The sequence below is a fragment of the Kitasatospora sp. NPDC088783 genome, assembly GCF_044750705.1.
Lineage (GTDB): Bacteria > Actinomycetota > Actinomycetes > Streptomycetales > Streptomycetaceae > Kitasatospora > Kitasatospora fiedleri.
Map to the genome: position 1 here is coordinate 1 of NZ_JBIVKJ010000002.1, position 12,998 is coordinate 12,998.

The 12,998-nt window shown below is 73.5% G+C and carries 9 protein-coding genes and 1 rRNA gene; 3 read left to right on the forward strand and 7 right to left on the reverse strand.

All coding sequences use genetic code 11. The features are described 5' to 3' along the window. The 4 genes from ACIP60_RS04490 to trpS form a co-directional block, all read right to left on the reverse strand. A 16S ribosomal RNA gene (locus ACIP60_RS04490) occupies positions 1 to 70 on the reverse strand; the annotation flags it as partial. Between the two features lie 506 nt (positions 71 to 576). After that, complete coding sequence (locus tag ACIP60_RS04495) at positions 577 to 1,302, reverse strand: nucleoside/nucleotide kinase family protein (RefSeq protein ID WP_400679959.1); 726 nt, start codon at positions 1,300 to 1,302, stop codon at positions 577 to 579. A gap of 10 nt (positions 1,303 to 1,312) precedes the next feature. Further along, complete coding sequence (locus ACIP60_RS04500) at positions 1,313 to 2,242, reverse strand: LD-carboxypeptidase (RefSeq protein ID WP_400679961.1); 930 nt, start codon at positions 2,240 to 2,242, stop codon at positions 1,313 to 1,315. Positions 2,243 to 2,419: 177 nt separating this feature from the next. Then, positions 2,420 to 3,478 carry a tryptophan--tRNA ligase gene (gene trpS, locus ACIP60_RS04505; RefSeq protein WP_400679964.1) on the reverse strand — a complete coding sequence of 353 codons (1,059 nt, stop codon included), beginning with the start codon at positions 3,476 to 3,478 and terminating at the stop codon, positions 2,420 to 2,422. Between the two features lie 803 nt (positions 3,479 to 4,281). Between trpS and ACIP60_RS04510 the strand changes: the two genes are divergently transcribed. Next, entirely contained in the window at positions 4,282 to 4,542 is a 261-nt protein-coding gene (locus ACIP60_RS04510) for a hypothetical protein (protein ID WP_400679967.1), read from the forward strand. 52 nt (positions 4,543 to 4,594) lie between these two features. On the opposite strand, the gene ACIP60_RS04515 is transcribed toward ACIP60_RS04510, so the two are convergent. Beyond that, entirely contained in the window at positions 4,595 to 5,134 is a 540-nt protein-coding gene (locus ACIP60_RS04515) for an NUDIX hydrolase (RefSeq protein WP_400679969.1), read from the reverse strand. A gap of 116 nt (positions 5,135 to 5,250) precedes the next feature. Between ACIP60_RS04515 and ACIP60_RS04520 the strand changes: the two genes are divergently transcribed. After that, entirely contained in the window at positions 5,251 to 6,147 is an 897-nt protein-coding gene (locus ACIP60_RS04520) for an ATP-grasp domain-containing protein (RefSeq protein ID WP_400679972.1), read from the forward strand. Between the two features lie 272 nt (positions 6,148 to 6,419). Here the strand turns inward: ACIP60_RS04520 and ACIP60_RS04525 are convergent, their stop codons facing one another. Both ACIP60_RS04525 and ACIP60_RS04530 read right to left on the reverse strand, forming a co-directional pair. Next, positions 6,420 to 10,184 (reverse strand): ABC transporter ATP-binding protein, encoded by a 3,765-nt coding sequence (locus tag ACIP60_RS04525; RefSeq protein WP_400679974.1) that lies wholly within the window; start codon positions 10,182 to 10,184, stop codon positions 6,420 to 6,422. 225 nt (positions 10,185 to 10,409) lie between these two features. Continuing rightward, entirely contained in the window at positions 10,410 to 11,090 is a 681-nt protein-coding gene (locus ACIP60_RS04530; RefSeq protein ID WP_400679976.1) for a TetR/AcrR family transcriptional regulator, read from the reverse strand. Positions 11,091 to 11,220: 130 nt separating this feature from the next. Between ACIP60_RS04530 and ACIP60_RS04535 the strand changes: the two genes are divergently transcribed. Continuing rightward, complete coding sequence (locus ACIP60_RS04535; RefSeq protein WP_400679979.1) at positions 11,221 to 12,927, forward strand: carboxyl transferase domain-containing protein; 1,707 nt, start codon at positions 11,221 to 11,223, stop codon at positions 12,925 to 12,927. The last annotated feature ends 71 nt before the right edge of the window (positions 12,928 to 12,998 follow it).

Here is a 12,998-nt window from a genome sequence, read left to right on the forward strand (position 1 = left end):
ACCGTTCGACTTGCATGTGTTAAGCACGCCGCCAGCGTTCGTCCTGAGCCAGGATCAAACTCTCCGTGAATGCTTCCACGAAAGAGCGGCACGGCAACCACCGGAATAGGGCGGCCCCGCGCACTGCGTCCTCGCTAGTGTTTTACTTCAAAAGGAATCTCCAACCCCGAACAGAGTCGAGGCCGGGGATGTCAACATATCTGGCGTTGACTTTTGGCACGCTGTTGAGTTCTCAAGGAACGGACGCTTCCTTCGAGCCGCATTCCTGCGGACCCTCCGGGCGCTTCGTTCTTTCGTGTTTCCAGCTTATCAGATCCGAGCTCGTGCTCTTTCCCGACTCGCTTTCGTCTTCCGCGACCTGATGGCCCTTCCGACGTTTCAAACTCTAGCCGATCCCCGCTCCGAAAAGCGAATCGGCCCCAATCTCCGGAAAAGCGCACGACGAATACGAACGGGGACGCGAAAGAGACGCGACCCGTCACGGATCAGCCGAACCGGTTTCTCAAGGGATTGGCCGCCCCGGGACCGTCCACGCAGACACGTGTCCGGTGCTCCCTGCCGAGCGACTAGTCGACACTACGCCGACTGATGGACAGATGCAAACTCGCCCGGACGGACCACCCAGTCGCAGGCCGCCCGGGTGGTCGCCACGTACGCGGCGTTGGGTCCGTCGTTGCCGTCGACACGGCGGCGGGCGGCCGTCCGGTCCTGGCCGCCGGCGGTGTGGCGGGCGAGCAGACGGGCGTCGCGGGTCTTCTCGTCCGCGTCGACGTACCAGAGTTCGCGCAGCAGGGCTCGGGCGTCCGTCCACGGGGTGGTGGGGGCCGCGAGGTAGTTGCCCTCGGTGACGACGAGTCGGGTGTGGGGGTGGATGAGGTGGCGGGCGGCGACCGGTTCGTCGAGGGTGCGGTCGAAGTCGGGGGCGTAGACCTCGTGGAAGCGGTCGGTGGCGACGCGCTGGAGGAGGGCGAGGTAGCCGCGGGCGTCGAAGGTCTCGGGGGCGCCCTTGCGGGGGCGCAGGTCGAGGCGGTCGAGCTGGGCGTTGGAGAGGTGGAAGCCGTCCAGGGGGAGGTAGGCGGCGGTGTCGGGGCCCTCGCGGTGGTTGACCTCGTCGATCAGGAGGCGGGCGAGGGCGGACTTGCCGGCGGCGGGCGGTCCGGCCAGGCCGAGGAGGGTCCGTCCGGTGCCGCTGCCGGGGCCGCGCAGCAGGCCGAGGGCGCGGGCCACTGCCTGCTCCGCGGTGGCGGGCTCCCCGGTGGCGGCGGGGTCGGGGGCGGTGCTGGGGGTGCCTTCGACGTGCATGGATCGCACCCTACGCGCCGGTAGGGGTGCCGAGGACGGGTGCGTCGAGGGTGAGGGTGGCGGCGTCGGCGTCCAGGGTGGCGGGGACGCCGAGCGGGACGGTGATCGAGGACGGGCAGTGGCCGAAGCCGAGTTCCCACAGGACGGGGATGCCGAGGTCGCCGAAGTGGTCGAGCATCACGGCGCGCACGCCGTCGAGCGGGCCGCAGCCCTCCCAGGAGCCGAGGACCACGCCGGCCAGACCCTCCAGGGCTCCGCTGCGGCGGAGTTGGGTGAGGATGCGGTCGAGCTGGTAGGGCTGCTCGTTGATGTCCTCCAGGATGAGCAGGCCGCCGGCGAAGGACGGGCGGGCGCCGGGGGTGCCGCGGTCGGCGGAGAGCAGGGAGGCGCAGCCGCCCGTCAGGACGCCGTGCGCGCGTCCGGGGACGAGGGCGGTGGCGTCGGGGCCGGTGAGGACGGTGGTGGTGGCGGGTTCGAAGAGGGTGCGGCGCAGGTGTTCGGCGGTGGCGGGGTCGGTGCTGAACACGGTGGTGCCGGGCATCGGGCCGTAGAGGGTGGGGATGCCGAGGCGCTGGGCGACGGCTTCGTGCAGGACGGTGATGTCGCTGAAGCCGACCAGGGGTTTCGGCGGTACCGCCCGCATCGCGTCCCAGTCGAGGAGGTCGACCATCCGGTGCGCCCCGAAGCCGCCGCGGACGCAGAGGACGGCGGCGATGTCGGGGTCGAGCCAGGCGGACTGCAGGTCGGCGGCGCGGTGGGCGTCGGTTCCGGCCAGGTGCGGCAGCGTGGGGTGGGTGTCGTGCAGGTGCGGGAGGACGACCGGGTCCAGGCCCCAGGAGCGGACGATGTCGGTGCCGAGGTCGAGTCGGGCGGGGTCGATCGCGCCGCTGGGGGCGGCGAGGGCGACCCGGTCGCCGGGGCGGAGCGGGCGCAGGGACATCCGGTACTCCTTCGGGGAGCGCGAACGGGGACGTGGCGGGGCGGGGCGGCGAGGGGGTCGGGAGGCGGCCGGCCGTTGTTCCGCCCGCTGACGGTATCCCCCGTCCGGTGTCGGCCCATCCCGGCGGTGCCGCTGCCGCTGCCGCCCTGCCGGGACGGGGGTTCGGGCGGTCGGGGGTCAGCAGGTGCCCATCGCGGTGCGCACCTCGTCGAGGGTGCGGTCGGCGACCGCGTTGGCGCGGGCGTTTCCGGCGTGCAGGACCTCGCGCAGGACGGTGCGGTCGGCGGCGAGTTCGGCGCGGCGGGCCCGCAGGGGGCGGAAGTACTCGTTGACCGCCTCGGTGGCGGTGCGCTTGAGCAGGGCGGCTCCGCCGCTGCCGATCTCCTCGGCGACGGCGTGCGGGTCCCGGTCCTGGCAGAGGGCGGTGAGCAGCAGGAGGTTGGAGACGCCGGGGCGGTTCTCCGGGTCGTAGGCGATGTGGCGGTCGGGGTCGGTGACGGCGCCGCGGAGCAGCCGGGCGGTCTCGTCCTCGTCGGCGCCGAGGGCGATGGCGTTGCCCCGGCTCTTGCTCATCTTGCCGGCGTCGGTGCCGAGCAGCAGGGGCGCGCGGGAGAGCAGGGCCTGCGGTTGGGGGAAGAGGGGCGCGTAGCGGTCGTTGAAGCGGCGGGCGATGGTGCGGGTGACTTCCAGGTGCGGCAGTTGGTCCTGGCCGACGGGGACGAGGTCGGCCTTGCAGAACAGGATGTCGGCGGCCTGGTGGACGGGGTAGGTGAACATCAGCCCGCTGACGGCGGACTGCCGGGAGTGGGCGATCTCGTCCTTGACGGTGGGGTTGCGGGAGAGTTCGGCGACGCTGACCAGGCTGAGGAAGGGCAGCATCAGCTGGTTGAGCGCGGGAACGGAGCTGTGGGTGAAGATCGTGGCGCGCTCCGGGTCGACGCCGGCGGCCAGGTAGTCGAGGACCAGGTTCTCCGCGTGTTCGGCGGGGCGGTCGGCGCGGTCCCGGTCGGTGATCACCTGGTAGTCGGGAATGACGATCATCAACTCGAGCCCCTGTGCCTGGAGTTCGACCCGGTTGCGGAGCGTCCCGAAGTAGTGGCCGAGGTGCAGCGGCCCGGTGGGGCGGTCGCCGGTCAGGATGCGGTGGTGCCCCGCGGCGGTGGGCGCGACCAGCGGGTTCGCGGTGGCGGCGGTGGCGGGGTAGGGGGCGGTGCTGCCGGTGGTGGCAACGGTCATGGCGGGAGGTGCTCCTCGGTTGCGGTCGGTGGCCGCCCGCCGGGGTGGGCCCTGGTCCGTCCGAGGTGCTCGCGCCGGGGCCGCCCTTGCGGACGGCCCTGGAGTCATGCGTGGGGGACGGCCGTCCTAGGACGGCCACCAGCGCAGGCATGACGTGAGAGACATGCCTCCCACCATAACGCTGCGTCCCGGGCCCGCAACGGGTTTGGCCCCCCGGTGCGGAACCATCGAGTGTGTGCGTACGTCCCTTGGCCCGATGCGCGCCGGTGGTGCAGGATCGGGCGAGCTCAGAATCCGGAGGGGCAGCAGCCATGACCTCGCGCGAACAGAACGCGTCGGACCGGCCGTACGCGGACGCCAACCGGCCTGCGGCGACGGGCGGTTCGGTGCCGGGCGACCCGGTGCCGGACGGTCGCGGGGCGGCGGGCGCGGCGGACCGGGCCGAGCGGGAGCGCGTCGTGTCGGACCGGGGCGGGGACGTGCTCGGGGGGACGGGTGACGGGGGGCGGGTGCTGGGTGCGGGTGTTCCCGGGGTGGTCGGGTGGTCGCCGGGGGCCTGGGGCGTCGGTGGGCCGGTGGGTCGGGCGCGTCCGCAGCGGCGGCCCGCGCCTTCGCGGCGGCTGAGCCAGGTGCGGGCGGTGCCGACGGCGCCGGACGGGTTTCCCGATCCGGCGGAGGACGTCGCCGTCGGGGCCGCGGGTGCGCCGGTGGAACCGGTCGGGGTGCCGATGGGGGTGCTGATCGGTGGGTCGCCGGGGCCGGTCGAGGGGGCCGGGCCGGGCGGGCGGGGGCCGGACCGCCGGGTGGCGGCGCGGTTGCTGCGGTTCGGGTCCGGCACCTGTCAGGTGGTGCTGCCGGAGTGGCGGCCGGCCATCGCGGTGTCGGTGCCCACCGAGCAGTTGCAGCGTTCGACCGGGCTGGGCCCGGAGGAGCTCCGTTCCGCCCTGCTGTCGGTGGTGATCAATCCGGAGGCGGTGCACGACCGGGAGCTCGGGTTGCGTGACTGGCAGGCCGAGCTCCCGGCGGCTCGTGGGCGCCGGAGGGGTCGGCGACCGATCCGCTGAATCGGTTCGGTCGCGGCTCGGGCCGCGCGGCCGTCCGGGGGTCGGGCGGCTGTCAGTCGTCCCCCTCCGGGGCGGGGTTCGGCACGTAGCCGAGGTGGACGGGTTCGATCGGGTCGGGTGCCGCGGCGCGGACCGCGGTGAGCAGGCTGGACAGGTTCGGCGGCCAGAGCGGGTCGGCGTCCGGCGCGGCGAGTTCGGCCGGCGTCCACCAGTGCCAGCCGAGGATGCCGTCGATCCGGTGGACCGCTGCCACGTCTCCCGGCTCGCGCCGCGGGCCGTGGGTCAGGAAGATGTGCTCGTGCTGGCGGACCGGGGTGCCGTGCCAGGTGAAGTCGTGCTCCCAGGTGCAGATGAGTGCGCCGGGCCGGAGGTCGGTCCAGCCGGTTTCCTCGTGCAGCTCCCGGAGGGCGCCTTCGATCGGGGACTCGCCCGGCTCCAGGCCGCCACCCGGGGCGTTCCAGTGCAGTCCGACCTCGGAGTTGTCGGACCGGAACAGCAGCACCTCGCCGTCCGGCGAGAGCACCACCGTCCGCGCCGCCTGCCGGGGCACCCGCTGACCGTCGGGTTTCCGGCGCCCTGTGATCCATCGCATGCGAGCACCCTGGCAGAGGGCGGAACGGGGTGTCGATCGGGTTTCCGGGCGGAAATGCGGGAGGGGCCAAGGGATTTCCGGACTCTCCACCGATCGGTGGACCTAATCTGAGCCGCATGGTAGAGCCCGCCGTCATCCTTCCGTCAGACCCGCTCCTCCCCCGCCGGGTGGACCCGCATTTCGCCTGGGAGGCCGGGGCGGTCCGGGCGGTGGGCGGCAGCCCTCTCCTGCTCGACCACGACGCGCTGCTCGCCGGGGACGTCGCGGCCGCCGTCCGCCGCGTCCCGGCCGGTCCGGGACCGCTCTGGTACCGGGGCTGGATGATCCCTACCGCCCGGTACGCCGAACTCGCCGAGGCCCTGGCCGCCCTCGGCCGACCGCTGCTGACCGGCCCGGACGCGTACGCGACCGCCCATGAACTGCCCGGCTGGTACGGGACGTTCGAGTCGCTGACCCCGGCCAGCAGCTGGCTGCCCGGCCCGGCCTGGGACCGGAGCGCGCTGGCCGTGGCCGCCGCCGCCCTGGGCGGACGGGGGCCCGCGGTGGTCAAGGACTACGTGAAGTCCCGCAAGCACGAGTGGGCCGAAGCCTGCTACGTGCCCGAGCTGGCCGACCTCGACGCGCTGGAGCGGGTGGCGTCGCGCTTCGCCGAATTGCAGGGCGATTTCCTGGCGGGCGGGTTGGTGGTGCGCCGCTTCGAGCGGTTCGTCCGGACCGCGGACGGGCGGGCGGAGGAGGCCCGGGTCTGGTGGCTGGACGGCGAACCGGTGCTGGTCGGACCGCACCCCGACAGTCCGGCGAACCGGGTGGAGCCCGACCTGTCCGCCGTCCGCCCGCTGGTCCGCCGACTGGGGTGCCGGTTCGTCACCACCGACCTGGCCCGCCGCGCCGACGCCGGGCCTGCGGACGGGGCCGGTCGGTGGCGGGTGGTGGAGGTCGGGGACGGCCAGGTCAGCGAACTGCCCTCCGGGGTGGACGTCGAGGCGCTGTTCCGGGCGCTGCTGGAGGCGTAGCCCGGGCAGGGACCCGGCGGACCTGGCGGACCCGGCGGGGCGGTCCGTCCCGGGCGGTGGCCGGGTCGCGACCGCCGGGTCGCGACCGCCGAGCGGCCCGGTCGCGACCCGCCCGGGACGGCTCCGGGGCCGGATGGCCTTGTCTCCGACCGCCTCCGACTGTCCCCGACCACCTGCGAGGTCGACGGCCGTTCCGCGCCCGCCGCTTCAAGGGCGGGCACGGGTGCCGTCGGCCTCGGCGGTTCGGCTCCGCGACCGCGTGGCGCCGTGGCTCAGCCGAGGGCCGGGGCGGGGGCCGGTGCCGGTGCCGGGTGCCCCTCCGCGGTGAAGGCGTTCCACAGCTTGGCGTAGGTGCCGTCGCGGTCGAGCAGTTCGGTGTGGGTGCCGTCCTCCACCACGCGGCCGTGGTCGAGGACGACGACCCGGTCGGCGCGTTCGGCGGTGGTGAGCCGGTGGGCGATGACCAGGGTGGTGCGTCCGCCGCTGAGCCGGTCGGCGGCGTGGTTGACGGCTGCTTCGCTGGCGAGGTCGAGTGCGGCGGTGGCCTCGTCGAGGAGCAGGATGTCGGGGTCGACCAGTTCGGCCCGGGCGAGGGCGATGAGCTGGCGCTGGCCCGCGGAGAGGTTGCGGCCGCGGGGGGCGACCTGGTGGTGGTAGCCGCCGGCCAGCCGGGTGATCATGTCGTGCGCGCCGACCGCCTTGGCCGCCGCTTCGACCTCGGCGTCGCTCGCGTCGGGGCGGCCGTAGGCGATGGCGTCGCGGACCGTCCCGGCGAAGAGGTAGGCCTCCTGCGGGACGACGCCGAGCCGGTGCCGGTACTCGTCCAGGTCGTAGCTGGTGAGGTCGGTGCCGTCCACCCGCAGGGTGCCGCCGGTGGCGTCGTAGAACCGGGCGACCAGTTTGACCAGGGTGGACTTGCCCGCGCCGGTCTCGCCGACCAGGGCGACGGTCTGGCCGGGCGGGATGTGCAGGTCGATGCCGGAGAGCACCTCGGGGTTGCCCTCGCCGCCGCCGTTGTAGGCGAAGCTGACGTTCCGGAAGTCGATGTCGCCGCGCAGCGCGCCGACCGGGACGGGGTGCTCGGCCTGGGGGGTGCTGGTGGGGGTGCGCATCAGGTCGCGGATCCGGCCGAGGCCGACGGCGGCCTGCTGGTAGCCGTCGAAGATCTGCGAGAGCTGGTTGACGGGCGCGAAGAACAGGTCGATGTAGAGCAGGTAGGCGACCAAGGCGCCGATGGTGAGGGTGCCGTCGTCGACCCGGGAGGCTCCGGCGATCAGCACCAGTGCGGAGGCGACGCTGGAGAGGAACTGCACGAACGGGAAGTACAGCGAGATGTAGAACTGGGCCTTGGCCCGGGCCTGGCGGTAGGCGAGGCCCCGCTCGACGAACCGCTCGGTGTTGGCGTCCTGGCGGCGGAACGCCTGGACGATCCGCATGCCGGCGACGTTCTCCTGCAGGTCCGCGTTGACGGTGCTGATCAAGTCCCGGGAGACCTGGTACTGCTGGGCGGACTTCTTGCGGAACACCAGCGTGGCGATGACCAGCGGCGGGAGCACCGCGAAGACGACCAGGGCGAGGCCGGGGTCGATCACGATCAGGGCGGCGAAGATGCCGAAGAAGGTGAGGACGCTGACCACGGCGGTGACCACGCCGGTCTGCAGGAAGGAGGAGATGGAGTCGACGTCGGTGGTCATCCGCGTCATGATCCGGCCGGTCAGTTCCCGCTCGTAGTAGTCGAGGCCGAGCCGGTTGAGGTGCGCGAAGATCTTCAGCCGCAGGGTGTAGAGGACGCGTTCGCCGGTGCGGCCGGAGATCCGGCTCTCGGTGGCCTGCACCATCCAGTCGAGCAGGACGACGGCGAGGGCCAGCAGGGAGGCGACCGCGACGCCGCCGAACGCGGCCTTGCTGACGCCGTCGTCGATGCCGTGCCGGATCAGGACCGGCAGGGTGAGCCCGGCGGCGGTGTCCAGCGCGACCAGGAACAGGGCGAGCAGCAGGGGGCGGCGGAAGGGGGCGAGCAGCCGGGCGAGGCCGAACCGGGGGTCGGCGGCCTCGGCCCGTTCGACCGGGATGTCGGGGGCGTCGGTCGCGGGCGGCAGGGCGGCGACCTTGGCGAGCAGTTCGGCGTCCGCGCCGGATTTCTCGGCCGCGGCTGCGGGTGCGGCAGGGGCGGTGCGTGCTGCGGGCGCGGCGGTTTCGGCCCCGGTGGCCCGCTCGGGCTCGGCTCCGCGGGTGGGGGCAGGGGCGGCCAGCGCGTCCGGGTCGGTGATCAGCGACCGGTAGCGCGGACATCGGGCGGTGAGCTCCTCGTGCGTGCCGAGGTCGATCAGCCGGCCGGCGTCCAGGACCGCGATCCGGTCGGCGAGCTGGAGGGTGGAGCGGCGGTGGGCGATCAGCAGGGTGGTGCGGCCGGCCATCACGCTGTGCAGCGCGTCGTGGATCTCCGCTTCGATCTGCGGGTCGACCGCGGAGGTGGCGTCGTCGAGCAGCAGGAGGCGCGGGTCGGTGAGGACGGCGCGGGCGAGTGCGATGCGCTGGCGCTGGCCGCCGGAGAGGGTGAGGCCCTGCTCGCCGACCTTGGTGTCGTAGCCGTCGGGGAGCTCCCGGATGAAGGCGTCGGCCTGGGCGATCCGGGCGGCGGCCTCGATCTGCTCCTCGGTGGCCTCGGGGTGCCCGTAGGAGATGTTCGTCCGGACGCTCTCGGAGAACAGGAAGCTCTCCTCGGGCACGATGCCGATGGTGGCGCGCACCGAGTCGAGGGTGAGCTCCCGGACGTCCTGCCCGAACAGCCGGACCGTGCCGGACGTGGGGTCGTAGAAGCGGGGCACCAGCTGGGCGACGGTGGACTTGCCGGATCCGGACGCGCCGACCAGGGCCAGCGTCTCCCCCTGGGCGAGCCGCAGGCTGAGTCCCTCCAGCACCGGGGCACCGTCGGGGACGCTGCCCGGCTCGGGGTGCTCCTCGGCGCGGTAGTGGAAGTCGACCCGGTCGAGCTCCAGCGCGGGGGTGCCGGGCGGCGCGGCGGCCGGGTCGAGCGGGTGGGCGCCGACGGCGTCGGCGACCAGCGGGCGCTGGTCGATCAGCTGCAGGACGCGCTCCACTCCGGCGCGGGCCTGCTGGCCGACGGTGATCACCATGGCGAGCATCCGGACCGGGCCGGTCATCTGCGCCAGGTAGGTGGAGAAGGCGACGAAGGTGCCGAGCGTGACGCTGCCCCGGACCGCCAGCCAGCCGCCGACGGCGAGCACCGCGACCTGCCCGAGCGCGGGGACGGCCTGCATGGCCGGGGTGTAGCGGGCGTTCAGCCTGATCGACCGGAGCCGGGCCGCGAACAGCTCGCGCGAGGCGCGCTCCAGCTTGCCGCGCTCCTGGGCCTCCTGCCCGAAGCCCTTGACCACCCGGACGCCGCCGATCGCGGCGTCCACCACGCCCGCGACCTCGGCGGCCTGCTGCTGGGCGGCCCAGGTGGCGGGGAACAGGCGCTTGCGGCTGAACGTGGCCATCCACCACAGGACCGGGCCCATCACCAGGGCGATCAGGGTGAGCGGCGGGGACAGCCAGAGCATGACCACCAGCGACATGCCGAACATCAGGGCGTAGCCCGTCATCATCGGCATCATCGACAGCAGGCCGTTGACCAGTTGCAGGTCCGAGGTGGCCCGGCCGACCACCTGGCCGGTGTCCAGCCGGTCCTGCCGGTGGCCGTCGAGCCCGGTCAGCGAGCGGAACAGGTCGGCGCGCAGGTCGTGCTGGACGTCCAGCGCGAGCTGCCCGCCGTAGTAGCGCCGGATCTGGGTGCAGAGGAACACCACCGCCGCCGCGACCAGCAGCAGCACCGCCCACGGGGTGAGCGGACGGCTGTGCGTGGTGATCACGTCATCGATGATCAGCTTGGTGATGAGCGGGACGATCGCCGTGATCGCCATGCCCACCAGGGAAGCCCCGAAGGACAGCAGCAGGTTGCGACGGTAGCGCCAGCAGTAGCCACCGAGCCGGCGGAGCCAAGTTCGCTCTGGGAAACCATGAGTCTCGGGCATATTTAGTGATGCTAACCATTCGGCCGGTCGAGCGTCCATCGGGTTCGAGGGGCGCATGGGAGGCTGAACGACCTGGGGCCGAGCTTCCTTCCCGTCTACAGGTTGCCCGCGGTGCGCGGTGGTGCGCCTCAGGCGATCGGCTAGACCTGGGTCAGCCGATCGTCCTAGGCGAGGGGTGGAGGCAGCTCCACCCCCCATCGACCGCGGGGTACCGGTACCGGCAGGTCAGGCGGTCGGCCGGTCCTGTCCGACCTCGGCGGCGGCCGCCACGAACGCCCCCTGGGCGAGCGCGCGCAGCAGGGCCGCCATGCTGTCGCGGGCCAGCCCGGACCGCTCGGGGCCCGGCTCGGCCTGGGCCCCCTGGGTGCTCTGGGGCGGCTGCGGCGCGGCGCTGTGCGGGGTGGAGTTGAGCAGGCCGAACACCGCGTGCACGGCGGCGCGGGCGAGCGGCTCCGCCTCGGGCGCGGCCAGGGGCGGGAACGCCTCGCGCACCACCGTGACCCAGAGTTCCACGTAGCCGCGCTGGAGCCGGCGCACCCGGCGGCGGTCGTCCTCCTTGAGGTGGAGCAGTTCGCGGTCGTGGAGGGTGATCAAGTCCCGGTCGTCCAGGGCGAAGTCGATGTGCCCGTCGATCAGGGAGTCCAGCGCGGCCCGCGGCCCGGCGGCCTCGCCCTCGCGCCGCCGCCCCTCGTCCAGCAGGCGCTCGCTGATGCCGACCAGGAGGTCGGCGAGCATGGCGTCCTTGCCCGCGAAGTGCCGGTACAGCCCGGGGCCGCTGATGCCGACCGCCTTGCCGATCTCGTCGACGCCGACTCCGAGGAAACCGCGGGCGGCGAACAGCCTGGCGGCCTCTTTCCGGATCTGGTCACGGCGTGGGAGCGCGGGGGCGGCGGGGCGGTTGGGCATGCTGCCCATCGTAGACAGTCGGGTTATCCATGGTTAACCTGGCCGCAGAGTTAACGCTCATTAACACGGGCTGGCCGGCTCGCCCTTCGGCCTGCCCGGATCCGATCCGAGGGGCAAGGGAGCTCTTGGGATGGTCCTCTCTTCGGCACAGAGCCTTCCGTGGTCCGCCGCCCCCGCGCGGGGCACGGCGCCGGCCGCCCCACCGTTCGCCGCCGCCGACGCCCCGGCCCCCCGGCTGGAGGGCGCGGTCGACCCGTCCGCCCCGGCCGGGCTGGCCAACGCGCAGGCGCACCGGGAGCTGGTCGCCGAGCTGCGCGGCAAGCTCGCGGCGGCGGCGCTCGGCGGCGGCGAGAAGGCGCGCGCCAAGCACGTCGCCCGCGGCAAACTCCTGCCCCGGGAGCGGGTGGACACCCTGCTCGACCCCGGCTCGCCGTTCCTCGAACTGGCCCCGCTCGCCGCCGACGGGCTGTACGACGGGGCCGCCCCGGCAGCGGGGGTGATCGCCGGGATCGGCCGGGTCGCCGGACGCGAGGTCCTGGTGGTGGCGAACGACGCCACGGTCAAGGGCGGCACGTACTACCCGATGACGGTCAAGAAGCACCTGCGCGCGCAGGAGGTGGCGCTGGAGAACCGGCTGCCCTGCGTCTACCTGGTGGACTCCGGCGGGGCGTTCCTGCCGATGCAGGACGAGGTGTTCCCGGACCGCGACCACTTCGGGCGGATCTTCTACAACCAGGCGCGGCTGTCCGCCGCCGGGATCCCGCAGATCGCGGCGGTGCTGGGCTCCTGCACCGCGGGCGGCGCGTACGTGCCCGCGATGAGCGACGAGGCGGTGATCGTCCGCAACCAGGGCACCATCTTCCTGGGCGGGCCCCCGCTGGTGAAGGCCGCCACCGGCGAGGTGGTGACCGCCGAGGAACTGGGCGGCGGCGACCTCCACTCCCGCACCTCGGGCGTGACCGACCACCTGGCGGAGGACGACGCGCACGCGCTCTCCATCGTCCGCACCATCGTGGCCGGGCTCGGCCCGCGCGCCGCCAAGCCGTGGCCGCTCGCCCCGGTCGAGCCGCCCGCGGTCGACCCGGCCGGGTTGTACGGCGTGGTGCCGGTGGACCCGCGCACCCCCTACGACGTGCGCGAGGTGATCGCCCGGCTGGTGGACGGCAGCCGGTTCGCCGAGTTCAAGGCCGAGTACGGCACCACCCTGGTGACCGGGTTCGCCCGGATCCACGGCCACCCGGTCGGCATCGTCGCCAACAACGGCGTCCTGTTCGCCGAGTCCGCGCTCAAGGGCGCGCACTTCATCGAGCTGTGCGACCAGCGCGGCATCCCCCTCCTCTTCCTGCAGAACATCACCGGATTCATGGTGGGCCGCCAGTACGAGGCCGGCGGCATCGCCAAGCACGGCGCCAAGATGGTCACCGCGGTGGCCTGCACCCGGGTGCCCAAGCTGACGGTGGTGATCGGCGGCTCGTACGGGGCGGGCAACTACTCGATGTGCGGCCGGGCCTACTCACCCCGCTTCCTGTGGATGTGGCCGAACGCGAAGATCTCCGTGATGGGCGGCGAGCAGGCGGCGTCGGTGCTGGCCACCGTCCGCCGCGACCAGGTGGAGGCCCGCGGCGAGGACTGGTCCACCGAGGACGAGGACGAGTTCAAGCGTCCCGTCCGCGAGCAGTACGAGCGCCAGGGCAACGCGTACTACGCCACCGCCCGGCTGTGGGACGACGGTGTGATCGACCCGCTGCAGACCCGTACCGTGCTCGGCCTGGCGCTCACCGCCTGCGCCAACGCCCCGCTCGCCGAACCGCGCCCGTTCGGGGTCTTCCGCATGTGACGCCCGACCGGCCGCACCGCGCCGCGCCGCCCGGGCCAGCCGGACCGCCGCCACCGGCCGGACCGGACAGA